We start from the raw sequence: 25,297 nt of genomic DNA on the forward strand, positions 1-25,297 counted from the left end.
TTTCTAAAAGCCATTGTTTTTCTTTTCACAAATCAAACTTAATTCCCTGTGCCAGAGGCAAAGTGCTACCATAGTTAATGGTATTAGTTTGGCGACGCATATAGACTTTCCAGGCATCAGAACCGGATTCTCTACCACCACCGGTTTCTTTTTCTCCGCCAAAAGCACCGCCAATTTCGGCACCAGAAGTTCCTATGTTTACATTGGCAATACCACAATCAGAGCCGGCTGTAGACAAGAACAATTCGGCTTCGCGCAAGTTGGTTGTCATAATTGCCGAAGACAATCCCTGAGCAACACTGTTTTGAATGGCAATTGCATTTTCCACAGTTCCGGTATATTTTAACAAATACAATATGGGTGCAAAAGTTTCCTGTTGCACAATTTCAAATGAATTTTCGGCTTCAACAATCGCAGGCTGTACATAACAACCACTTTCATATCCGGAACCGGAAAGCACTGCACCTTCAACTAAAATTTTACCGCCTTCTATAACTGCTTTTTCTAAGGCTTTATTGTATTTTTCTACGGCATCAGTATCAATCAATGGGCCAACGTGATTGTTTTGATCCAATGGATTTCCGATACGCAATTGTTGGTAAGCCGCAACCAAAGCAGTTTTAACTTTATCATAAACACTTTCGTGAATAATCAAACGGCGGGTCGAAGTACAGCGTTGTCCCGCAGTTCCTACTGCGCCAAAAACAGCTCCGATAACAGTCATCTTGATATCGGCATCAGGAGTAACGATAATGGCGTTATTCCCGCCTAATTCTAATAAAGATTTACCCAAACGTCCAGCGACGGTTTGTGCCACAATCTTCCCCATTCGGGTGGAACCGGTAGCCGAAATTAAAGGAATTCGGCTATCGCTTGTCAACAATTCTCCTAATTTATAATCACCATTAATCAAACACGAAATTCCTTCCGGCAGATTATTTTCTTTCAAAACTTCTGATAAAATATTTTGACAGGCGATACCGCAAAGTGGAGTTTTCTCGGATGGTTTCCAAATACAAACATCACCGCAAACCAAAGCCAGAGCAGCATTCCAGGACCAAACAGCAACCGGAAAATTAAATGCCGATATAATTCCAACCACACCCAACGGATGATATTGTTCATACATTCTGTGATTCGGTCTCTCCGAATGCATAGTCAAACCGTGTAATTGTCTCGAAAGTCCAACGGCAAAATCACAAATATCAATCATTTCCTGTACCTCACCATAGCCTTCCTGCAAGGATTTCCCCATTTCGTAAGAAACCAATTTACCTAAAGCTTCTTTATTTTGTCGTAATTTTTCTCCAAACTGGCGCACCATTTCACCGCGTTGCGGAGCAGGAATCAATCGGAAAGACTGGAAAGCTTCGATAGCTGCCTGCATTACTTTTTCATAATCAGCTGCCGAAGTCGTTTTTACTTTTGCAATCAGCTGACCATCCACCGGCGAATAACTTTCCAGAATTGCTCCTGTAGCAAAACTTTGCGTTCCTGTTGATGTTCCTTCATTTATATCCTGGATTCCAAGTTGTGCCAAAGCAGCTTTGATTCCAAATTGTGTTGCGATTGTTGTCATGGTAATTAGTACGTTTTGTGTTTTAGCCCCGGTAGGAGCGGCATCCTTTATGTCCTTTCTTTAAGGACATAAAGATAGAGCGGATAACGGGATTAGCTCCTGAAAAAATTATTTTTTAGCTATAAATCTTGGATCTGCTTCCATAACAGTTCCACATTTTTCGCAAGTGCGCAGTTCTTTTGAATTGTAAAAATGCTCAAAATGAGGCAGGAAATCTTTTTCAATATCGATAAGTTCAAAATAGACTTCGTGTAATTTATGATTACAATTGTCGCAAAACCAAAGTAAACCATCTACAAAACCCTGTTTGGCTCTTTTTCGCTCAATCACTAATCCGATAGATCCTTCGGAACGAATGGGAGAATGCGGAATCGTAGCCGGATGCAGGTACATATCACCGGGATGGAGTTCCAGCACATGGCGCTCGCCATCTTCCTGAGTAATTACCTGAATGGAACCTTCAAGCTGATAGAACAATTCCTCGGTTTCATTGTAATGAAAATCTTTTCGGGCATTGGGTCCCGCAACAATCATCACAATATAATCGCCTGAATCTACATATAAATTCTTGTTACCCACAGGCGGCTTTAGCAATTGACGATTTTCATCAATCCATTTAGTCAGGTTAAAAGGTCTTGAAATTGCCATTTTGAGTTGTTTTTAAGAAAAGCTAAGGTACGAAAAACTATACTTTTTAAAACCGCATTTGAGGTTAGAATACAGCATTCACTTTAAAAAAAATAAAAACACAGATTTCACAAATTAACACAAAATACAATCTGCTTCAATTACACGAATTTTTAAATCTATTCAATAACTTCGTGTAATTCCATTTAAAAATCAATATCATCTGTGGTAATTCGTGTAATTCGTGTATCCAAAATCTATTTAGCTTCTTTAATCAGATAAATATAAACGGGAAAGTGATCACTAAAACCCACTTCGGTAGCCGAATGCCTTTTGGGATAGCCTTTATACTGTCCCGAATTCTGAATTAAATAGCTCTTATTGAAAATCCCTGCTTTCCAATATTGATAGGTCGAAAAATCGTTTTTAATCAACGATTGCGTTACCATAATTTGGTCAAAAATATCCCATGAATCCCGAAACGCAATAGTTCCCAAACCTTTTCGTGCCATTTCTTCAAAAGGATTGTAGATTCCAAATTCAGGAACATCCTGCTTATGCCCTTTGGCAGCAAGCGCTTTTTTAATACTGTTATTGAAAGGACTGTCATTCAAATCGCCCAATGTAATTATCTTGGCATCGGGATTTATTTTTTGCAAAGAATCAATAATTTTTCGGTTCAAGATTCCCGCAGCTTCCCTAAACGGACTCGATTTTTTCTCCCCTCCTGCTCGCGACGGCCAGTGATTGACTATGATATGAATTTCTTCGCCATCTAAAAAACCGCTAACTAAAAGTTGGTCACGGGTGAAAATCCGATTTTGATAACTGTTCTCTGCAATATCATTATCCGTTTCATCAGAAATTGAAGCAGCCAGCTGATTTTCTTTTTTATGAATGTACAATGGAATATTAGCATAAGAAGTAGGTTTGAAATATTTCTTTTGAAACAACAAAGCCACATCGATACCCCTTTTATCAGGAGAATCAAAATGGATGATTCCGTAATCCTGTATTGCCATTTTAGGATGTTGGACTAAATCTTCCAAAACTCCACGATTCTCAATTTCGGAACCGCCAATAAAAGTGGGTGAATTACTGCTTTCAGCTGTTCCAATTTCAAGTAAAACCCGAGATAGATTTTCCAGTTTTTGATGGTATTTTTTAGAAGTCCAGCGCTGTGTTCCCTCTGGTGTCCATTCGTCATCATTGGTATTGGGATTATTGATGGTGTCAAAAAGATTTTCGAAATTATAAAAAGCCAGCGTATGAATCCGGTAACTTTTTGGCTGCGAAAAGCCAATTTGAAACAATAACAGAAAAGCAAGTACAAAAACCAATCTTAGTATTCGCATAACTAACTCTTTTTTAAGGACATTAGTAAAAATAGTACATTTCATATAACTATCTGTAAATTATTTTTGATTTTAGCTATCTTTGTTTTCATGCTTCGCAAAAGCATTTTAAATTTTATTTACTCAGGAAAAACACCAATATGCTTACTCCTCGATTTTTAACTATAAACCGAACATTTTGTGTATTGCTGATTTTTATTTTTCAATCTTTCAACAGTCAAGCCCAACAACACATGATTACACCAGCCGCTTTACAAAAAGGAGACACCGTTGCTATAGTAGCCACCGCCAGAAAATATACCGATAACCACCTTCAACCTGCCATCGACTTGTTACATAGCTGGGGATTGAAAGTTGTTATTGGAAAAAGCATTGGACTGGACAATAACCAACTTGCCGGAACAGACGAAGAAAGAACTGCCGATTTTCAAACGCAGCTGGACAACCCTAATATCAAAGCCATCTGGTGTGTAAAAGGCGGTTATGGAACCGTACGTATCATCGACACATTGGATTTTACTCAGTTCAAGCAAAATCCAAAATGGATTGTGGGCTTTAGTGACATTACTGTTTTACACAATCATCTGAATACTTTAGGCTATAAAACTATTCATGGAATCATGCCTGTTACTGTTCCCAGAGCCACTCCGCAAGCTGTCGAAACCTTAAGAAGAGCTTTGTTTAAAGAACCTTTAAATTACGAAATTCCATCAGATCCAATGAACCGCATAGGTACAGCAACCGGAGAATTAGTAGGCGGAAATTTATCTATTTTGTATAGTTTGTTCGGTTCACCATCGGCGATTGATTGTAGAGATAAAATTTTATTTATCGAAGATTTAGACGAATACCTCTATCATATCGACCGTATGATGATGAACTTAAAACGCAATGGTTGTTTGGAAAGTATCAAAGGAATTATTGTAGGTTCGATGACTAAAATGAAAGACAATGAAATTCCCTGGGGAAAAAATGCAGTCGAAATTATTGAAGATGTGACTAAAAAATACCAGATTCCCGTGATTTATAATTTCCCGGCAGGACACATTCAGGACAACAGAGCGTTGATTTTAGGAAATACGGTTTCTATGGAAGTCACTCCTGAGAAGAGTACATTGAAATTTGAAGAATAATCATTTTCAATAGCAATAGCAAAAATCAATAGCAATTTAAATAACAGAATATTCAACCACTGCAAACTGAACACTAAATACTGACTACTGAACACTATTTCTAATGGCTGAACACAACGAATTAGGAAAACTGGGAGAAGAACTGGCCGTTGATTTTTTGCAAAAAGACGGCTATACTATTCTGGAAACCAATTGGACTTTTCAAAAAGCCGAAGTGGATATTATTGCTCAAAAAGAAGATACGCTGGCTATTATTGAAGTAAAAACGCGTTCTTCGATTGAATTTGGTCTGCCTCAGGATTTTGTAAAATCAAAAAAAATCAAACTACTTACGAAAGCCGTAGATAACTACGTAGTCGAAAAAAATCTCGATATAAATGTCAGATTTGACATTATTGCCATCCAAAAAACAGACAAATCTTTTGTAATTGAACACCTTACAGATGCTTTTTTCCACTTTTAACGATATTTTTTTATGTTATTTTTGTAACAAATTGTTTTTTTAGTTATATTTGCATAAATTTTTAACGATTTATCTAAGTAAATCGACTTAAAAACTAAGTAAAAACACCTAATAATTATGAAAACAGTTTCTTCAATTGTCGAGAATTACATCAAAACAAAACCATTTTTATTGAATGCTTTGTCACTGGGAATTATCAATTTAACCTCTTTATCCAGAAACATCATGTCGGAATTAGAGAGTGAATTTGGAAAAGAAGTAAAACAAGGCGCTGTTGTAATGTCTTTAAAAAGACTAACAGAAGAATTGGATTTTAGATTGAATCACAAAATCAACAAAGTCATCAAAAATATAGGTGAAATCACTGTTCGTTCTGCCCTTACTGATTATACTTTTGCGGTTTCAGAAACCGTTTTAAACAAACAAGCCGAATTAATCTCTGATATCAATGGTTTTCCAGATGTTTTTTACACTTCTTCAAGAGGAGTAAACGAAATTAATATTGTGGTAAGCAACACGGTTAACAAACTGGTTGACAAACATTTTTCTAACGAAAAACTGATTCAGAAATTAGACAATCTGGCTTCTATTACCGTTAAGTTACCAAAAGAAAATATTGTAATTCCGGGAATTTATTATTTCATTTTCCAACGTTTGGCTTGGGAAGGAATCATCATCAATGAGGTAATTTCGACTTCTAATGAATTTACTATTTTAGTTAGCGAAGAACAGGTAGATGTTGCTTTTAAAGTAATCAAAGATTTGAAAAACTAATTTTTCAATTAACTATAAAATACTGAAAAGCTGTCAAATTTGGCAGCTTTTTTTATTGATACCAACAGACTAATACCCAAAACTAATTCCTGCAACCAAAAAATCCTTACCAAAAAAATCAGTGTTTTTTGTTGCCGCATTATGAACATAATTCAACGACAAAGGCATTGTAATTCCGGATCCCAAATCAAATTCTTTAGTTGCTTTTACTCCTAAGTTTACAAAAGAAGGTTTGTCATAATCGGCAAAATTATAATATTCAGCCTTATTGTTTAATACCGCTCCGGCCACAGCGGCCAGTTCTATATTTTGAATCGTTTTACAGGTTGAATTTTCGAATAATTCAAAGGTATATCCCAATTCTAAATAAGTAGTAAAATTTCTTTTTGGATTGTCATTAACATCATAACGATAATCATTTCCACCTACTAATGTGCTTATAGTGGCATTAAAAGGATATTGATAACCTTCGGAAAAATCAAAGCAAAGCATGGCATCAACTGTCTGTGAACTTGTAGGTCCAAAATCAAAAAACCGATTACTCACCCCTTCCACTTTTGATACCGAAGGCCAATAGTAATTCCAAAGTTGGAACTCTAAAAAATCATTAATTTGATATGCCGCATAAAAATCAATTTCCTGATATCCTTTGTACAAAGTTTCGCCATCAGGATAAAAATATTCATTTTTAAAATTGGTCGTTCCCCAAAAACCTAAGGTTAACTTTGGAACAATTTCATATTCTATCGTAGGCTGAATGGCTACATAATTGCCTCCCCAACATTGTCCGCGCCAGAGATAACGACTTATAATATCAATATTCAAACTGAGCTTTTTTTCTCTAACTGCAGCTGTATCCTTAAGCTGTTGAGAAAAAGCAGTAACCGACAGCAATCCCAGCATTAAAACCCAAACAGCTTTATTCATTTTTATGTAAATCAATTTATCTAATACTTATTTATGAGTTCAAACAAGCGTTCTCTATTCAACGGTTTGGTTATATAATCATCAAATCCCGCTTTTTTAATTTTAACCTCATCTTCTGAAGAAGAATAAGCCGTTTGTGCTATAATCGACAATTCCGGGCGAATGGGTCTTATCTGTTCAATAGCTTCAAAACCATTCATTATAGGCATTTTTATATCCATTAACACCAAATCAATATCCGAATTATTAATACAAATATCAACCGCTTCCTGACCGTTATGAGCTCTTATGATAGTATAGGGCATTTTTTGCATCATTTTTTGAAACAGCAAGAAATTGATATTATCATCTTCCGCAATCAAAATGACTTTGTTTTCTGATTTGACAATTTCTTTCTCTCTAATTGGCCTCACTACTATATGCTCTACTTTAGCATATTGCAACGGAATGGAAAAATAAAAAGTGGAACCAACTCCTACTTCCGACTCTAAACTGATGGTTCCTCCCAAAATTTCTATGTAAGCTTTTGAAATCGAAAGTCCTAATCCTAAACCTCCTACTTGAATGGATTTATCGTTTTCCACTCGTTTAAACCGATCAAAAACATGCTTGTGATGATCTTCGTCAATTCCGGCACCGGTATCCTGAATGGTAAAATGAATCAGGTTTTCTTTTTCGTCAATTTCATAACTAAAGGTCACCAAACCTTCATCGGTATATTTAATAGCATTGGTCAGCAAATTAATAATTACCTGTTTCAGTTTAATCTCATCTGTTACAATATTATAGGCTGCCGCAACAGGACTTTTTATCAATTTGAATTTTACAGCTTTCGTTTTTGGAATCGTTACTTTAACGGTTTTATAAAGCTCCACGATACAGGATTCTAAATTGATTTCGCTGAAATTAGGCGAAATCTGATTGGAATCTATCTTAGACATTTCTATCAAATCATCAATAATAGATACCAGATTTTTACCGTTATTCTGTATCACATTGAGATATTCTATACTTTCTTCCTTGCTAAGTTCGGTATTCAGGATAAGCTCAGTAAAACCATTGATGGCATTCATTGGCGTTCGTATCTCATGGGATAAATTAGCCAGGAAAGAAGCCTTTAACAAATCGCCTTCTTCTGCTTTGATCTTTGCATTTATTAAATCCAGTTTTTGATTGCTGTTTTCTTCAAATAAATTCCCAATATAACTGAACTCTCCGCTTGTTTTCTTCAATTCATTAATAGCACTTTTACTGCCTTTTTCCAGAGCTTTTCGAACCAAATAAAGAGGACGATAGACCAACTTTTGAGTATAAAACAAACTTACTGCCAGATAGATTAAAAAAACCACAATTATAGCGTACAGAATAGTAATTGTGTTTTCAAAATAAACTTCAAATTTTCGCTCAAAAAGAAGCTTGCCTATTAATGCCCCTTTAGCATCTTTCAAAGGAAATACAGAACTTACCACGTGTCTTTGTTCCGGAATAACTTCATCAACACCAATAATTTTAATTCTGGAAGAAGTAATATTTTCTAAGTTTTTAATGAATTTAGCATTGATTAATCGGACAGCAAAGAAATAACCCGAGGTTTTAGATTTGTTCTTAAGCGGATCATCTGAAGCATGGATTGTAGCTCCCGTTACCTCGACAATTCCTTCGGGAATTTGAAGATAAAACTTTCCAATACCCACTTTGTCCAAATAAAACATGGATTCTTTAGGAATAAAATCAAGCGTTTTAATGGTTGGAGTTGGAGTGCGCATGATAAACTGTTTGCGCTTATCATAAACACCTAAATAATCGGCTCCATATATATTTAACTCATTGCTAATGGTTTCATGATACCAAACACTGTCTTTAGTAACTGTAAAATTTACAAATTCATCCCAGTTGGTATCATTATTTATAGCTGTCAAAATAGGTTTTGATTCCAATATCAACAGCTGACTGACTTTACCATCAAACAATTCAACCGAATTTCGATAGGCTTCTTTTTCGGTCTGGTTGATATAATAAAACAACACCGCATAAAGCAGCAAAAAAACAATGCTGGAGGAAACGATTAAAAAAAGTATTTTAGGGGACGATTTTTTTAATGTCATAGATTTTAATACCAACTTAGATTAAAAAATCAAGTTACTAAAAATAAACACATATCAAAACCTATTTGAAAACTATTCGATATGCTGCACTATTTTTAATCTAAAATACTACAAATAAACAAGTATTTACAGACTCTATAAACTTCTTAACAAAAACGTAAAAAAACACGGTTTTTATATTTCTTTTCCACCCAATAGCTCCATCAGTTCCAAAGCCCTTCTTGTCGATTTTACATTATCAAAAGTCAATAATAAACGCAAACCGTTAGCGGTTTGTTTTTCTTTCATTTTACAAAGTGAAGCATGTTTTTGAACAAACTGCAACACCTTATGAAAACGATTGGATTGGTAAAAATCCGATTGCTGGTCCGACACAAAATAACCAATCATCTTGCCTTGTTTCATCACCAGTTTTTCTATTCCTACACGCGTTGCTACCCATTTAATTCGGATACTGTTCATCAGGGCATTTGCTCGCGGAGGCAACGGCCCGAAACGATCAATGAGTTTATTTTGGAAAACCTGCAATTCTTCTTCGTTTTTAATCGCACTCAACTCGTTATACAAATTCATTCGCTCCGAAATATTGTTGATGTATTCATCCGAAAACAACAACTCAAAATCGGTGTCAATTTGCAAATCTTTTACATATTCCTTAGTCTCAATATCATTTTCAACCGGATACAAATCTTTGAATTCGTTTTCTTTCAGTTCTTCGATAGCCTCATTCATGATTTTTTGATACGTATCAAAACCAATTTCGTTAATAAAACCAGATTGCTCACCACCCAATAAATCACCGGCACCACGAATCTCTAAATCCTTCATCGCAATATTAAATCCGCTTCCCAATTCGCTAAACTGTTCCAAAGCCTGAATACGTTTTCGGGCTTCCTCAGTCATTGATGAATAAGGCGGACAGATGAAATAGCAGAATGCTTTTTTATTGCTTCGTCCCACACGCCCACGCATTTGGTGCAAATCAGACAAACCAAAATTATTGGCGTTATTGATAAAAATGGTATTGGCATTAGGCACGTCCAAACCACTTTCGATAATAGTAGTAGCCACCAGAACATCAAATTCCCCGTTCATGAAAGCCAGCATCAACTCTTCGAGTTTCTTGCCGTCCATTTGTCCGTGACCGATTCCTACTTTAGCATTGGGAACCAAACGCTGAATCATTCCGGCCACTTCCTTGATATTTTCAATTCGGTTATTGATAAAATACACCTGACCGTTGCGCTGAATTTCATACGAAATGGCATCGCGAATCACCTCTTCATTAAAACCAACCACATTTGTTTCAATAGGATATCTATTTGGTGGAGGCGTTGTAATTACCGATAAATCTCGCGCAGCCATTAATGAAAACTGTAAAGTTCTCGGAATTGGCGTAGCGGTCAATGTCAGCGTATCGACATTGGCAGCGATGGTTTTTAATTTGTCTTTTACGTTAACTCCAAACTTTTGTTCCTCATCAACAATCAGCAAACCAAGATCTTTAAAAACGACATTTTTGTTCACCAATTGATGCGTTCCAATAACAATATCGAGTTTTCCATCGGCTAATTCCTTCAAGGTTTCCGATTTTTGTTTGGCAGTTCTAAAACGATTCAAATAGCCAATTTTTACCGGCATATCTTTCAATCGTTCCGAAAAAGTACGAAAATGTTGGTACGCCAAAATAGTTGTTGGCACCAAAATCGCCACTTGTTTGCTATTATCTACAGCTTTAAAAGCGGCACGAATAGCCACCTCCGTTTTTCCAAAACCAACGTCACCACAAACCAAACGATCCATCGGGCGATCGCTTTCCATATCGGCTTTTACTTCAGCAGTCGATTTGATTTGGTCCGGCGTATCTTCGTAAATAAAGGAACTTTCTAATTCATTTTGCAAATAACTGTCCGGCGCATATTGAAAGCCTTTTTCCAATCGTCTTTTAGCATATAACTGAATCAAATTGAAAGCAATATTTTTGACTCTGGCTTTAGTCTTTTGTTTTAAGGCTTTCCAGGCATTCGAACCTAATTTGTATATTTTAGGAGGCGTTCCGTCTTTGCCATTGTATTTCGAAATTTTGTGCAGCGAATGAATACTCACATACACAATGTCATTATCAGCATAAATCAGTTTAATGGTTTCCTGCGTTTTACCTTCGACCTGAATTTTTTGCAAACCTCCAAATTTCCCGATTCCGTGATCAATGTGCGTTACATAATCGCCCACAGAAAGCGTTGTCAGTTCTTTTAAAGTGATATTTTGCTTTTTAGAATAACCGTTTTTGATGCTGAATTTATGATAACGCTCAAAAATCTGATGATCGGTGTAGCAACTTATTTGGTTTTCTTCATCAATAAAACCCTGATACATTGGCAAAACAATGGTATTGTATTGCTTTCGGATATTCTCTGAATTGGCTTCGTCTAAAGTTTCGAAAATATCATGAAAACGTTTGGACTGCGCCTCATTCGAACAAAACAAATAATTTTTAAATCCGTTAAAATGATTTTCACTCAGATTATTCAACAACAAATCAAACTGCTTGTTGAACGAAGGCTGCGGCTGAATATGGAATTCGAACTTCCCGGTAGTTCTAAAAATAGCTTTTGAACTCCACTCGACAATGGAAAAATCCAAAGCACGCTTTATAAATGTCTTCTGATTCAGGAATAAATCCTCAGGAGTAGCGTGTTTGATATCTTTAGACAATTTTTCAAAAGCTTCTTCGGCTCTGGCAAATTGTTTATCTAATTGGGCTAGTAAATCTTCGGTATTTTGAATACAAATCACAGTTTGCTCCGAAATATAATCCAGAAAACTCTCCCTGTTTTCCTGAAAAACCTTGTTTTCTACATTGGGAATAATGGTGATTTTCTTTTTCTGTTCCAATGACAATTGCGTTGCCACATCAAAGGTTCGGATACTCTCGACCTCATCGCCAAAAAACTCGATTCGGTATGGGTTATCATTCGAAAAAGAAAACACATCGACAATTCCTCCACGCACCGAAAACTCTCCAGGTTCAGTAATAAAATCGACTCTTTTGAATTCATATTCGAATAAAACTTCGTTGATAAAGTCAATCGAAATTTTGTCGCCCACACTTACCTTTAGTGTGTTTTTATCCAAGTTTTGACGCGTAACTACTTTTTCAAAAAGCGCTTCGGGATAACTGACAATTACAGCCGGTTTTTTGCGGGAATTGATTCGGTTTAATACTTCAGCACGAAGCAACACATTGGCATTGTCAACCTCCTCTATCTGATACGGACGACGATAAGAACCAGGATAAAACAACACATCCTCTTCGCCTATCATTTGTTCCAAATCGTTCAGATAATAAGCCGCTTCTTCTTTGTTATTTAAAATCACCAGAAAAGGCAATTCGGCTTTTTTAAAAACCGAACGAATCACAAAAGAAACCGCCGAACCCAGCAAACCACTAAGGTGCAATTTAGGCTGATTTCTTTGCTGTAAAGCTGCCGAAATTTGTTGGATTTTAGGCGAAGAATCGTAAATGCTATATAAGACTTTCTTACTCAACTCGGGCATCATTTGGATTAATAATTCCTCTCGTAGCTGCCGAAATAACCGTTGGCATTACCGTATTATTAGGAATAGCTCTGGCTGAATCCAACAACATACGCCTCATCTCGTCCTCACCTTCCTCAACCGGAATTTTGCTCTTCTCGGTAAGAATATCCATTTGACGTTGCAAAGTGGCCAATTCTTTATTGATTTCGCCCACTAATTGCACCACTTTTTTATCAGGAATATTATTCAGATGAATGTACATATCCAGTAATCGCACCTTAGTAATTAAAACCGAAATACGACTTTTGATTTGTGGTTTATCAAACAATACTGGAATATTCATATTCAACACCATCGCTTTTTTAGAAATAGCAGCGGATTTTTGCTGATAAGCACTGATTGTTTTCTTTGGTTTTTGACCTAATTCCTGCATAAATGCCCGCAAATCAACCCAAATTGTTATACTCTCCTCAGTAGCCTCATTAATAGGCTCGTCATAAAAATCCCAGCCTTTCTGAATATTTTCAAAAATGATTTTTTTCTTTTTAGCGTCTTTAGCATTTTCGGCAATCCTTTGCTGATTAGCTTCCTTATTACAGGAAACCAATACCATCAGCAGGCTAAAAAAATATAATAGTTTGTTTTTCATCGAATTTTTCATTGAAGCGCAAAGTTACAAAGTAAATTAATATTAAAAGAGGCAAAATTGCTATTCAAATTTTGTTTCGGGCGTTACCCTAAGGGTCGGGCTTTTCGTTTCAATCTTTTATTTTTTTTTCTAAAAAAATAAAAGGATTTCCACTGCAATCCCTAACGCTGCGAACTAACGAAACAATCCCTAAAATACACGTATAACCTATTTTTAAACAACAAACTAAGAAACAAAAACGCAAAAACATAAGAAAAACCCCTTAATAAACTATTTTTTTGATTAAAATATCACCTAAAGTGGGTATTGCGAAAACAATTTTAGCCAAATAATTTTGCGAAAATTTTCTAAAAACACTCTAAAATGAATAAAATTCTCACTTTCCTACTGTTTTTATACTGTTGTATTGCTCAGGCACAAGACCGAATTACTTTTTCTTATGATGATGCAGGTAATCAAACACAGCGATTATTATGTATTAATTGCACAACATCAAAGATGACAGAGGAAAAGATAAGAGAAATCACTGCATTAGAAGACGAAGACTTGCAAAAATTCTTCCCTGAAGATCTTATTTCTTATTATCCTAATCCTGTAAAAGAAGAATTGTATCTCCAATGGGAACTTATTGAGGGCAACACGGTTTCTTCAATACAACTTTATGATTTGAATGGTCGTGTACTTGGTACTTTTTCTAATCTGGATAAAAAAAACAATCAAAACATTGCTTTTCAAAATTATCCAACAGGAATGTATGCGGTAATATTGTTTTATAAAAACGGAGAACAAAAATCAATTAAAATCGTTAAAAAATAAGATATGAAACAATTTTACTATTTACTCATAATTTTCGGATATAGCTTATTTATTTCTGCCCAAACCACTGGTCCTACAGGTAATTCTACTGAAGTGGGGTTAACAAAAGGAGAGCTATCAGTATCTCTTTCAGGTGCTGCAATTTATGATATTCCAATAAATGTTCCTCCGGGTATCAATAAAGTTGAACCAAAAGTAGGTTTGTCATATAATAGTCAAGGAAATAATGGTATTGCTGGTTATGGATGGAATATTTCTGGCTTGTCAACAATAACGCGCATAGCTTCCACAAAGTTTCATGATGGAAAAGTTGATGAAATTAACTTTGATGATTTAGACAGATTTAGTTTAGACGGACAACGTTTAATGATAAAAAATGGAACTAATGGTTTATATGGAGCTGACAATACAGAGTATGAAACTGAAAATTTTTCCAATACAAGGATAACATCCTATGGTGTACATCCTTATGGAGCAAATTATGGACCGGCTTATTTTAAAGTAGAATATCAAGATGGTTCTAAAGCTTATTATGGCAGTTCAACTGATTCTCGTTCTATTTCAGCATGGGCAATTACCTATTGGGAAAACGCACAAGGCGTACGAGTTAATTATAATTATAATAATTCAAACAATAACCTAAGTATTAACAGTATTAATTTCGGTTCTATAGGGGGAGTTGAAGGGATTAATAAAATTCAATTTACTTATAAAACAAGGGAACGGTTAGAGGAAATTTATGTAGGTGGACAAAGTATTATAAATAACACTATTTTAAGCGGTATTGCAGTAATAGGAAATGGAGAAGGATATAGAAATTATGCTTTAGAATATGACAAAACTTCTTTGAATTATGAGCGCCTTATAAGTATTACTGAGAAAAACGGAGATAATTCTAAAAGTTATAATCCGACGGTTTTTGAATATGAAAATATAAATGATGAAGTTTTAATATCTCCAAACATTACTAAAATAACTAGAGATTGTCCAACGATTTCCAATGATCTTCATAATTCAGCGATTACAGGAGATTTTGATAATGATGGTAAGATTGATGTTATTACATATGACCCAAATTTGTTTTATAAGGAGATACCAGCAACCTATAAACCAACCGTTCAGCTTTTTCAAAATTTAGATTCTCAAAGTAGCAGCATAAATCAAGGGAATTGTTTTGATGTTGATGGAGTAGTTAAAAGTATATTTGCAGTAAATTATTTGAAAGGAGACGTACAGAATAATTCTAATATCCATCTAAGCGGAGGATGGTGTTCTATTTCGACGGATCCTATCACCAAAGCTACTAAGTTTAATGTTTCATCAGGAAATAAAGATAATACAGTAAACTTAGAATCTTCTTTTGAATATATCTTTCCTAAATCTAGTTATACAGGAACTGCGTTTAGGAAGTTTGATGTAATGTATTATCCTGGAGATTTTAATGGTGATGGTATAACAGATATTATTGCTTTAGAAACAGGATCAAGAACATGGAATTTGAATGATAGATCCAGTTGTGATTTAGATATAGTAGGTCAAACATTTTTTGTAAATTTAGATAAGCGTAGCTTAAATAATGTAAATTTTTCGGGGTACTTAGAAAAGTATGAATATCAAGAACTTAATACTGGCCTTAGTAGTGATTCATTTTCTGTAGTTCAAAAAGTGTTAACTGGAGATTTTAATGGTGATGGTAAAACTGATTTAATTGTTTTTAGAAATCATTATTATGACAATGGGATAAGTTCTTATTATCCATTTTTAGGTATTGATGTTTATTCATTGAATGAATCAAATATGTTGACAAAAATTTGTACGACAGATTTTCTGGGGTTATCAACCATGTGTACAGATTTGATTGCTGGAGATTTTAATGGTGATGGTAAAGTTGATATTATGAATGATGACAATAGAATCTTTACATCAACAGGCAATTCTTTTGTTATTAATAATATAGGCTCCTATTATCATCCTTCATTTACGAAGTTTTTCTTTGATTTTAATGGAGATGGTAAAACAGATATTTTATATTATTCAGTTGATTCTAATAATGGAGATATTAATTTGAAGTATAATAACAACAAGAATAATGGGGATTTTAAAAATTCTGAAATTACCTCATTTATGATAACTCGTTCTTTCTTAGATAGTAAAAGCATGTATGGCACACTGATACCTACTGTTTTAACATCTGAAGATGAAGATAAAGGTCCTGAATTATGTTTAATAGGTAGAGATGGAATTTTAAGAATAAAACATACAAATAATTCTAATAATGATAAATTACTTAAAAAAGTAACGATTGGTAACGGAGTAAAAGAATCAATTACTTATTTATCAATGGATCCTACTTCTAAATATAATAATAATTCCATATATACTGCTAGTCATAATATTGAAAATTATCCTGATTTGGATATACTAAGTTTACCTAATAATAAAGTTGTTGTCAAAATAGAGCAACAAAGCTCAACTTCTTATAAGAAACAATTATACTCTTATTATGGGGGAGTTTCTAATTTAGAAGGATTAGGTTTTCTTGGTTTTAGAGCAACTATGCGTACTAATTGGCACGATGATAATACGCAAATTATATCATATATTGCTAAAAATGATATTAATTTAAGAGGTGCTAATATTGAAAACTATTCTGTTTTAGGCTTATCATCACCAGAGAATACACCAACTAATTTTATAAATAAATCGATATTGACGTATGATAGTCAATTATTACCAAACAAAGTTTTTAAACTAAAAAACACTACAACACAGCAGTTTAATAGTTTAGAAAATACCAGTAGTGAGACAACTACGAGTTATGATAATTATAATAATCCCACAACAAATACAACTTATTTGAAAAATGGAGGAGTCACTGAGCAAACTACAATAACTAATATTGATTATGATAACCAACCCACAGGAGCAACTTATTATATAGGGCGTCCAACCAAAAAAGTAACAACTATTACCGTATCAGGAGATACAATGAGTAATGAAGAATTGTACACGTATACAAATCATCTATTAACTAAAATAGAAAAGAAAGGACATAATACCAACTTTATTACTGAAAAGAATGACTATGATAGTTTTGGGAATATCACTAAAAAAACAATTTCTGGTTCTGATTTCAGTCCCAGAGTAACTGATTATGAGTACGATACTTCAGGACGATTTTTAACCAAAAGTATTGATGTTGAACGATTATCTACCACTTACAGCTATAACACAGCCAATGGATTACTAAATTCAGAAACCAATCCTTATGGATTAACAACAACTTATATATATGACTCTTGGTTCAAAAAAATAAAAACCACCGATTATTTAGGAAAAAACGCTACCTATCAATATTTTCAACTTGCACAAGAAACACAAATATCGATAAGTTGTGACGATGGTAGTTATAGCCAAGAAAGATATGATGATTTAGGACGAAAAATAAAAGCAAGTGTCAGAGATGTTACAGACACACCAAGTGTTATTTCATACACCTACGATATATACGATAGAAATATCAAAGTAAGCGAACCTTATTACGGAGGTTTTCCTACACAATGGAATGAGGTAAAATTTGATGAATATGGTAGACCAATTCAAAATATTCTTTTTACAGGAAAAACTATTAATATTAGCTATTCTGGCTTAACTACTACAATAGATGAAGGTACTAAAACCAAATTGATTACTAAAAATTCCTTGGGAAATGTGGTAATTATGACCGATTCTCCTAGAGGAACGATTTACTATACTTATTTTGCTAATGGTAATCTAAAAACTACTGATTATGATGGAGTAGTGACAACAATAGAGCAAGATGGGTGGGGAAGAAAAACGAAATTGATAGACCCTTCGGCAGGCACTTATACCTATACTTATAATTCATTGGGAGAAACTACTAGTGAAACTACTCCAAATGGAACTACTACCTATACTTTAGATCCTGCAGTAGGAAAACTAATTAAAAAAACAATTGTAGGGTCTAAAACAAATAGTGAAACAACTTATAATTATGACACAACCACTAAATTACTTACTTCGACTCTTTTTAAAGATATTTTTGAAGGAGATATGATTACTAATAATAGTTTTGAATATGATTCCTATAACAGATTGTATAAATCGACTGAAACAACTCCTTATGCTACTTTTTTAAAACAATTTACTTTTGATGATTATGGGAATGTTAGGTTTGAAACTATAACAGGAACTGCAAACGGAAAAACAAGTTCAAAAACTATTATGCATACTTATCAAAATGGACAACATTTGAAAATACAGGATAATGGTCGATTCGGCCCCATACTGTGGCAAATTAACAATTTAAATCGACGAGGACAAATTCTTTCAGCACAATTAGGAAATAGTATTAGTATAACTAATACTTATGATTCGTATGGTTTTGCTACCAAGTTTAAATATGACAAAGGAAGTGATAACGTAATGACATTAAACAATACATTTGATTCACAGAAAAGCAACTTAATATCCAGAAATAATAATTTGTTTAATTATTCTGAAACTTTTGATTATGACAATCTAGATAGACTTACAGATTTTATTACTGACAACACATTTTTATACAATACGTTTGATACAACATCAGTTGAAGGTTACGAAGTAGAAGGAGGAGCTACAATAACGAGCTCAGGAGGATTGCTCAATGTAAAAGCAAGTACAGCGGGAGCTACAGTTAAAAAAACACTTTTGGCAGATGCTAGTACAGGAGAAAAAATAGAATTGAGTTTTTCTTTTCAAAGAGTATTAGGAAATAGCACATTGAACGTATATATTCAAGAACAAAATAGAACTACAGGAGCAATAACTAAATACTTTAAAACTTTAGCCTCTCCAGGAATAATAAATATAAATCACACTTCAACTCAGGATGCAATCTTGACTTTAAGAATAGAGAATGTTAACGCTACAAGAATAAACGATTTTACTATAAACAATGTTATTGCTAAAAGGATATTTAACAATAACCCCCAAGAATATGACGATAGAGGTAGAATAACGCAAAATGCAATAGGAACTTATAACTACACCAATGCTTCCAAAGTTTACCAAAATACATCGGTAGATATAAATCCAGATGCAAAAAACTATTATACTATTAATCATGAGCAAAATATTACATATAATACCTTCAAAAGTCCTTATCAAATTGAGGAAGTAGGAAAAGATAAAATAAATTTTACTTATAATGATAATAACAGTCGTAGTGCGATGTTTTATGGTAGTTTAGATACTGATAAACTATCAAGACCATTACGTAAATACTATAGTGCCGATGGTAGTATGGAGATTAAACATAATATGCTGACTGGAGCAATGGAGTTTATCACCTACATAGATGGAGATGCCTATACAGCCTCAGTAGTATTAAAAAGTGATGGAACCACCCAGAATTATTTATATTTGCATAGAGATTACCAAGGGAGTATTTTAGCAATTAGTAATGAGGCGGGAGCAATTGTAGAAAAACGTCATTTTGATGCCTGGGGTAGTATTGTAAGAGTACAAGACGGTGCAGGAAATACATTAAATGATCTTACTATATTGGATAGAGGTTATACAGGACACGAACATTTGCAAAGTGTCAATCTTATTCATATGAATGGGCGTTTGTATGATCCTAAATTACACCGTTTTCTACAACCAGATAACAATATTCAAGATCCACTTAATACTCAAAACTTTAATCGTTACGGTTACGTTCTTAATAACCCGCTGAAATATACAGACCCAAGTGGTGAATTTTGGCAATTTGTTGTAGGTGCGATCTTTACAGGGTATGTAAGTGGTGTTCAGGCTAGTAATGGAGAATTGAATCCTACTAAATGGAATTCCACTACATGGACTAATGCTGCTTTAGGTGGAGCATCATTCGGATTATCTACTGTTGCAACAAATTATGCAAATGAATACATTGTTAATTACAATAAACCTCCTGAAATAGCAGGTAATTCGATAAATATAGGAGATATCAAGAGTAATAATACTCATTCGTATATCTCTAATAATAATTCAGGTTCTACCTCACAAACTAGTGGTGGACAATATTATGGAGGTGATGGAAGTGGTAGTTTTTTAGATTATTTTAGTAGATTTGTTTATGAAACAGACCAATTCAATCCGATAGCCCTTGCATGGGATGGAATAAAAGGGCATATTACAGGTTCAGACAGATACGGTAATGCATTATCAGGCTTTGAGTCTAGTATGAAAATTGTAAGTGCTGTCCCTATGACAAAAGCAGCTAGTATTGTTACTAATGCTAGTGAGGCTGCTATTTTTAATGGAGGTAAAACCTTTGCGCAGTACAAAATTGCAAGAGGAGGAACCGAAACTTTAGCTCATATACAAACATCTACTGGTGTACAAAGAATTAGTACTGAGTTTCATCATATGTTTATAACCCAACGAATGCAAAGAGCTTATAATTTGCCAAATTGGATGGTAAATAATAGAATTAATGTTTTTAAATTAAATACGATTCAGCATTCGCTAGTTGATCCATATAGATATAATTTCTTGAGAGCAGGAATTAAACCACAAGTAGGATGGTTTGGACAATATAATTGGTTTACTAAATTTTAATATTATGTTAGGATTATTTAAAAGAACGAAGATAGAAAGTTGGGAAACAAATTTATTAATTAATGTCTTTAATAAAGTTTCTATTAATGATTCCATGTTTTTTATTCGTCAAATTAATGATGGATTGCTCAGAGGTGTTTTAATTGGAGTTAGTGATATACATGGGTATGTTGGGTTTTCATATAACTCAAAAGTTTATAATAAATTTTATGATAAAAACGGTAGAAATTTCAAATTTGAAAACATTAAAGTATTTGATATTAAGTCCAACAAATATTTAAATCTTTCAATTTATTTTTCTTTTGGAGTTATAAATGGATATTCTGTTGAAAAAAATGGGAAATATAAACTCGATATTTCAAACATTAATACAGATGGAGTTCAAAAAATATATTTTGACACTATTGATTATGATAAAATATCTAAAATTTTTACACCAAGAGAAAAAGAATTATTAAATCCATCAGAAATATATTTAGTAAAATTAAAAGATAAGGATTATTATCATTTAAAGGATCTGGAAGATGGAGATTTCTTAGGGATAGATATCGATAAAAATGTTTATAAGATTACTCACGATCCATTTGAGATAAATCCTTTGAGTGATAAATTAGAGGAAATATTATAGAAGAAATTATATGGTTATGTTCGTGCAAATGAATACAGATTGAAGTTCTTGTGAAAATAATTTTAATTTAAAAATGTGAAATCGAATTCGTTTGATTACACATTTTTTTATCACATAGGTTACAATTGCTGCTGCAATTTTTACTGGTTATGCCAGTGTTGTTAAGGCTAACAATGGAGAATTGAAACCCGATCGTTCAGATATTCAGCTTCGTTAGGCAGGCTTTTGCCTGTGATTACAAAGATGAGCAAATGCAGAAAAAGAAAGTTGTAACTATAAAAAGAGTTACAACTTTTTTAGTTATAAATAAAAAGATAAAAATAGTTTTATATTGGGCTTTAATTGGAGTGAACACAGGTTAGTAGTTTATTTTTTGAAAACTTGATTAGTTACATTATTTTACCCGAAATTTGCCATTTATTTCTAAAAACAAACTCACATGGAATTCGGCAAAATCATCATCTCAGACACCGCAGCCAACAGCGAAAATCCTCAAGACGTTATCAACTCAAATATTTCGGTAATCAATCTGATGCGTGAGGAAAAAATCGATGACGATGCAATTCATGAAGACGCCCTGATGAGTTATTATTTAGATTATTATACTTCACAATACACTAAGGGCAATTTTGCGCAATTTGTTTACAATTCGGGTTGGAACAAAGAACTGAACGAACTAATTGAAGAAGGCTTGCAGCTAATTGGTGCCGAAAAGCATTTGGAATTATTTCAGGCGCAGGCTAAAAAAGTCCGTTTAATGAGTAGTGTAAAATTAGCTAAATTTCTCAAAGGCAAACTCGAAGGCGTAAACCCAATAAGAGACGCTTTAAACAACGATACATTTTTCGAATTAGAGGAAAATTTAGTGGAACTGAACGCTGCTTTTTTAAAATCGCATCCCGATACCGAAGTACTTTCGGTGGATGAAATGTTTACTGTTTTAGAAGAATTTGCAGGTCGTAAAATAAACCGAGAATAGATAATGAATCTAAATTGACTTCTTAATGTCTAAATTGTGGCTTTTTTTTCAAAATAATATCAAAATAAGTATATTTTTGTCTGAACCACAAGCACTTTGATTAATTAGAAAAAAGAAGGCGTAACTAACCTATGGAGATTCTGAATCAATTTTCGAAATTATTTGTATTGGATATTCGCAATACAATGGGATTATTGTTTTGGGGAAATTTTGCGTTAGCCACTCTGGTTTTTACCTTTCGTTTTGCACTTTTCAGCAAGGATAATAAGACTCATTTACTGATATTTGGTTGTTCTAAAATTTTCCAGTCTTTTGCGTGGCTGGCTTTTTTTCTTCGAACAGACACCGTTACAATTAGTCCAATTAATATCATCATCACCAACACTTTAATTTTTACGAGTTACTATCTTGAGTCCATCGCAATGCTAATGATGGTGAAAGGCAGTTCTAAAAAATCTTATCGGGTACAGTTAGTATTATTTGTCACTACCCTTTTGCTTTTTTACAGTACAGTGTGGTTTGAGGCTGCTGCCAATATCCGTGTTTCAATGGCATCGTTCATTATTTTTGCGCTGTTAATTGTGCCTTCTCTCCGATTTTTAACCGAAACCAGAAGCAGTTTATTTAAAAAAATACTGGGGTTTAATTACGTCATATTGTTGACAACATTGGTTTTCAGAACAATTTATCCGCTTTTCAAAACCTCAACAACGCTATACTCTGCCGATCCGACACAAAAAATCATTTTCCTGATTATATTTCTGATGATGATTATCAGCGGAGTAGGTTATTTGCTTTTGCTACAGGAGGAAAAAGAACTGCAAATCAAACAATTATTAGATGATAAAGATAAATTTTTCTCTATCATTGCACACGATTTAAGAGGCCCTTTTAATGGAATCATTGGACTGTCAGAATTACTTTTGGAAAACGATAATCAATTGAACAACAAGGAGACAAATGAATTCATCCAACTCATCAACCAATCGTCAAAGAGTGCTTTTTCATTGTTGGATAATCTGTTAACCTGGGCGCAATCTCAAACAGGAAGTATTCAATTTACGCCTAAAAAACTGGAAATAAATTCGATAATTGATAAGACGATCCATTTACTGGCAAATATCGCTAAAACCAAAAACATAAACATTCGCTCCGAAATTGAAGCCAAACAATTTATGGTTGGCGACAAAAATATGCTGGAAACCGTTTTTCGCAATCTGATTTCAAATGCGATTAAATTTACCAATACCAACGGTGAAGTAATTGTTTCGATGATAAAAGAAAAAGACCGAATGGTGTTTTCTGTACAGGACAACGGCATTGGAATTCCTGCCGGAAAAATTGCCAATCTGTTTGCTATAAACAAAAGAAACACAACCTCCGGAACCAATGATGAAACCGGAACCGGATTAGGATTGATGCTGTGCAAGGATTTTATCGAGAAACATGGCGGTCAAATTTGGGTTAAAAGTCAGCCGGGAAAAGGAAGTGTTTTTAGTTTTAGTATCCCCGATAATTTATAGAATATCGCAGAGATTCTAAAAGATAAAACACAAATACACACAAAGTATTTCTTTATAAAAACAAAAGAAAATCTGCTGAAATTTATGTAAATCTGCGTGCTAAAATATAATCCTAATCATAGGAAAAGAATAAAGAATCTAAAGAAATTTAAAAAAAACTTTGCGAATCTCTGTGTTGGCTTTGTGCTGCTTTGCGAAATGATTTTTTTCCTCAAAACTTTGTCTTATAAGTCTCAAACATTTCCTTAAATTTGCTACCGTTATTAGAAATTTAATAGTTATAAAAATCAAACTATGTTACAAATTGCATTTATTAGAGAAAATCAGGAAAAAGTGATCCAAGCTTTGGCAAAAAGAAATCTGGATGCCAAAAGCGTTGTGGAAGAAGTGGTACAACTTGATGAGCGTCGTCGTGCTACGCAGGTAGAGTTAGACAACATTCTGGCTGAATCTAATAAATTGTCCAAAGATATTGGCGAATTGATGAAAACGGGCGAAAAATCAAAAGCAGCCATCTTAAAAGAAAAAACAGTTATTAATAAAGAAAAGAGCAAGAAACTGGCTGAAACTGCCGATGCCATTGCTGCTGAACTTACAGATAAATTATATACTTTACCCAACCTTCCTGCCGATATTGTTCCTGAAGGAAAAACTCCGGAGGAAAATCTAAACGTTTTTGAAGCAGGCGAAGTGCCGGTTTTGCATGAAGGAGCTCAACCTCACTGGGAATTGGTAAAAAAATACGATATTATTGATTTCGAATTAGGAAATAAAATCACCGGTGCCGGTTTTCCGGTTTACAAAGGAAAAGGAGCTCGTTTGCAACGTGCTTTGATTAATTATTTCTTAGACAAAAATACCGCTGCAGGTTACAATGAAGTGCAGGTGCCGCATTTAGTAAACGAAGCATCAGGTTACGGAACGGGACAATTACCGGACAAAGAAGGGCAAATGTACCATGATGCTACCGATAATTTGTACTTAATCCCAACGGCTGAAGTTCCGGTAACCAACTTGTTCCGAGATGTAATCCTGAGCGAAAATGAATTGCCAATTTTAACTACGGCTTACACACCATGTTTCCGTCGTGAGGCAGGTTCTTACGGAGCGCATGTTCGAGGATTGAACCGTTTGCACCAATTTGATAAAGTAGAAATTGTACGTGTTGAACATCCTGAAAAATCATACGAAGCTTTAGACGGAATGGTGGAACACGTAAAAGGAATTTTGGACGAATTAAAATTACCTTATCGTATTTTACGCCTTTGCGGAGGCGATATGGGTTTCACTTCGGCATTGACTTATGATTTTGAAGTGTTTTCTACAGCACAGGATCGTTGGTTAGAAATTTCTTCTGTTTCTAACTTTGAAACTTTCCAAGCCAATCGTTTGAAATTGCGTTTCAGAGATAAAGATGGTAAAAACCAATTGGCACACACCCTAAACGGAAGTTCATTGGCTTTACCTAGAGTTCTTGCGGGAATTTTAGAGAATTACCAAACTCCGGAAGGAATCGTAATTCCGGAAGTGTTGCGTCCGTATTGCGGATTTGATATTATTGACTAATTTTAGTTCTGTTTACCGCAAATTCGC

The 25,297-nt window shown here is 34.1% G+C and carries 16 protein-coding genes; 9 read left to right on the plus strand and 7 right to left on the minus strand.

Translation table 11 applies throughout. The features are described 5' to 3' along the window. Nucleotides 1-25: 25 nt before the first annotated feature. The 3 genes from amaB to IEV84_RS02455 all read right to left on the minus strand — a co-directional run bounded on the left by amaB (nt 26) and on the right by IEV84_RS02455 (nt 3,561). Complete coding sequence (amaB, locus tag IEV84_RS02445; protein ID WP_188492060.1) at nt 26-1,579, minus strand: L-piperidine-6-carboxylate dehydrogenase; 1,554 nt, start codon at nt 1,577-1,579, stop codon at nt 26-28. A 108-nt stretch (nt 1,580-1,687) separates the two neighbouring features. After that, entirely contained in the window at nt 1,688-2,227 is a 540-nt protein-coding gene (locus IEV84_RS02450; RefSeq protein WP_188492062.1) for a 3-hydroxyanthranilate 3,4-dioxygenase, read from the minus strand. A gap of 236 nt (nt 2,228-2,463) precedes the next feature. Next, nucleotides 2,464-3,561 (minus strand): endonuclease/exonuclease/phosphatase family protein, encoded by a 1,098-nt coding sequence (locus IEV84_RS02455; protein ID WP_188492064.1) that lies wholly within the window; start codon nt 3,559-3,561, stop codon nt 2,464-2,466. A 233-nt stretch (nt 3,562-3,794) separates the two neighbouring features. Here IEV84_RS02455 and IEV84_RS02460 point away from each other — a divergent pair, with 233 nt between their 5' ends. The 3 genes from IEV84_RS02460 (at nt 3,795) to IEV84_RS02470 (ending at nt 5,931) form a co-directional block, all read left to right on the plus strand. After that, nucleotides 3,795-4,694 (plus strand): S66 peptidase family protein, encoded by a 900-nt coding sequence (locus tag IEV84_RS02460; RefSeq protein ID WP_188492065.1) that lies wholly within the window; start codon nt 3,795-3,797, stop codon nt 4,692-4,694. 103 nt (nt 4,695-4,797) lie between these two features. Next, nucleotides 4,798-5,157 (plus strand): YraN family protein, encoded by a 360-nt coding sequence (locus IEV84_RS02465; RefSeq protein WP_188492067.1) that lies wholly within the window; start codon nt 4,798-4,800, stop codon nt 5,155-5,157. Nucleotides 5,158-5,274: 117 nt separating this feature from the next. Then, nucleotides 5,275-5,931 (plus strand): aspartate kinase, encoded by a 657-nt coding sequence (locus IEV84_RS02470; RefSeq protein WP_071184243.1) that lies wholly within the window; start codon nt 5,275-5,277, stop codon nt 5,929-5,931. Nucleotides 5,932-6,000: 69 nt separating this feature from the next. Here IEV84_RS02470 and IEV84_RS02475 read toward each other — a convergent pair whose 3' ends face one another. The 4 genes from IEV84_RS02475 to IEV84_RS02490 all read right to left on the minus strand — a co-directional run bounded on the left by IEV84_RS02475 (nt 6,001) and on the right by IEV84_RS02490 (nt 13,152). After that, complete coding sequence (locus IEV84_RS02475) at nt 6,001-6,858, minus strand: TorF family putative porin (RefSeq protein WP_188492069.1); 858 nt, start codon at nt 6,856-6,858, stop codon at nt 6,001-6,003. Nucleotides 6,859-6,878: 20 nt separating this feature from the next. Then, entirely contained in the window at nt 6,879-8,963 is a 2,085-nt protein-coding gene (locus tag IEV84_RS02480; RefSeq protein WP_188492071.1) for an ATP-binding protein, read from the minus strand. Between the two features lie 174 nt (nt 8,964-9,137). Beyond that, nucleotides 9,138-12,512, minus strand: a complete 3,375-nt coding sequence (gene mfd, locus IEV84_RS02485) for a transcription-repair coupling factor (protein WP_188492073.1) — start codon at nt 12,510-12,512, stop codon at nt 9,138-9,140. Beyond that, complete coding sequence (locus IEV84_RS02490; protein WP_229732574.1) at nt 12,505-13,152, minus strand: hypothetical protein; 648 nt, start codon at nt 13,150-13,152, stop codon at nt 12,505-12,507. Before IEV84_RS02490 ends, mfd begins: the two co-directional genes overlap by 8 nt. A 363-nt stretch (nt 13,153-13,515) precedes the next feature. Between IEV84_RS02490 and IEV84_RS02495 the strand changes: the two genes are divergently transcribed. The 6 genes from IEV84_RS02495 to serS all read left to right on the plus strand — a co-directional run bounded on the left by IEV84_RS02495 (nt 13,516) and on the right by serS (nt 25,270). Continuing rightward, on the plus strand, nt 13,516-13,968 hold the full coding sequence (locus IEV84_RS02495) for a T9SS type A sorting domain-containing protein (RefSeq protein ID WP_188492075.1): 453 nt from the start codon (nt 13,516-13,518) through the stop codon (nt 13,966-13,968). Between the two features lie 3 nt (nt 13,969-13,971). Then, a complete protein-coding gene (locus IEV84_RS02500) occupies nt 13,972-20,574 on the plus strand; it encodes an RHS repeat-associated core domain-containing protein (RefSeq protein WP_188492077.1) in 6,603 nt (2,200 codons plus the stop codon). Between the two features lie 4 nt (nt 20,575-20,578). Then, on the plus strand, nt 20,579-21,202 hold the full coding sequence (locus IEV84_RS02505) for a hypothetical protein (RefSeq protein ID WP_188492079.1): 624 nt from the start codon (nt 20,579-20,581) through the stop codon (nt 21,200-21,202). Between the two features lie 439 nt (nt 21,203-21,641). Continuing rightward, nucleotides 21,642-22,181 carry a DMP19 family protein gene (locus IEV84_RS02510; RefSeq protein WP_188492081.1) on the plus strand — a complete coding sequence of 180 codons (540 nt, stop codon included), beginning with the start codon at nt 21,642-21,644 and terminating at the stop codon, nt 22,179-22,181. A 131-nt stretch (nt 22,182-22,312) separates the two neighbouring features. After that, nucleotides 22,313-23,704: a sensor histidine kinase gene (locus IEV84_RS02515; protein ID WP_188492083.1), complete on the plus strand. Its 1,392-nt coding sequence runs from the start codon at nt 22,313-22,315 to the stop codon at nt 23,702-23,704. Between the two features lie 294 nt (nt 23,705-23,998). Continuing rightward, complete coding sequence (gene serS, locus IEV84_RS02520; protein ID WP_188492085.1) at nt 23,999-25,270, plus strand: serine--tRNA ligase; 1,272 nt, start codon at nt 23,999-24,001, stop codon at nt 25,268-25,270. Nucleotides 25,271-25,297 lie beyond the last annotated feature (27 nt).

Origin of the sequence: Flavobacterium palustre (genome assembly GCF_014639535.1) — a bacterium.
GTDB classification, from domain to species: Bacteria; Bacteroidota; Bacteroidia; order Flavobacteriales; family Flavobacteriaceae; genus Flavobacterium; species Flavobacterium palustre.

Excerpts from the sequence above, each read along its gene's own strand:
- amaB (WP_188492060.1), bottom strand. The coding sequence starts at position 1,579 with ATGACAACAATCGCAACACAATTTGGAATCAAAGCTGCTTTGGCACAA.
- IEV84_RS02450 (WP_188492062.1), bottom strand. The coding sequence starts at position 2,227 with ATGGCAATTTCAAGACCTTTTAACCTGACTAAATGGATTGATGAAAAT.
- IEV84_RS02455 (WP_188492064.1), bottom strand. The coding sequence starts at position 3,561 with ATGCGAATACTAAGATTGGTTTTTGTACTTGCTTTTCTGTTATTGTTT.
- IEV84_RS02460 (WP_188492065.1), top strand. The coding sequence starts at position 3,795 with ATGATTACACCAGCCGCTTTACAAAAAGGAGACACCGTTGCTATAGTA.
- IEV84_RS02465 (WP_188492067.1), top strand. The coding sequence starts at position 4,798 with ATGGCTGAACACAACGAATTAGGAAAACTGGGAGAAGAACTGGCCGTT.
- IEV84_RS02470 (WP_071184243.1), top strand. The coding sequence starts at position 5,275 with ATGAAAACAGTTTCTTCAATTGTCGAGAATTACATCAAAACAAAACCA.
- IEV84_RS02475 (WP_188492069.1), bottom strand. The coding sequence starts at position 6,858 with ATGAATAAAGCTGTTTGGGTTTTAATGCTGGGATTGCTGTCGGTTACT.
- IEV84_RS02480 (WP_188492071.1), bottom strand. The coding sequence starts at position 8,963 with ATGACATTAAAAAAATCGTCCCCTAAAATACTTTTTTTAATCGTTTCC.
- IEV84_RS02490 (WP_229732574.1), bottom strand. The coding sequence starts at position 13,152 with ATGAAAAACAAACTATTATATTTTTTTAGCCTGCTGATGGTATTGGTT.
- IEV84_RS02495 (WP_188492075.1), top strand. The coding sequence starts at position 13,516 with ATGAATAAAATTCTCACTTTCCTACTGTTTTTATACTGTTGTATTGCT.
- IEV84_RS02500 (WP_188492077.1), top strand. The coding sequence starts at position 13,972 with ATGAAACAATTTTACTATTTACTCATAATTTTCGGATATAGCTTATTT.
- IEV84_RS02505 (WP_188492079.1), top strand. The coding sequence starts at position 20,579 with ATGTTAGGATTATTTAAAAGAACGAAGATAGAAAGTTGGGAAACAAAT.
- IEV84_RS02510 (WP_188492081.1), top strand. The coding sequence starts at position 21,642 with ATGGAATTCGGCAAAATCATCATCTCAGACACCGCAGCCAACAGCGAA.
- IEV84_RS02515 (WP_188492083.1), top strand. The coding sequence starts at position 22,313 with ATGGAGATTCTGAATCAATTTTCGAAATTATTTGTATTGGATATTCGC.
- serS (WP_188492085.1), top strand. The coding sequence starts at position 23,999 with ATGTTACAAATTGCATTTATTAGAGAAAATCAGGAAAAAGTGATCCAA.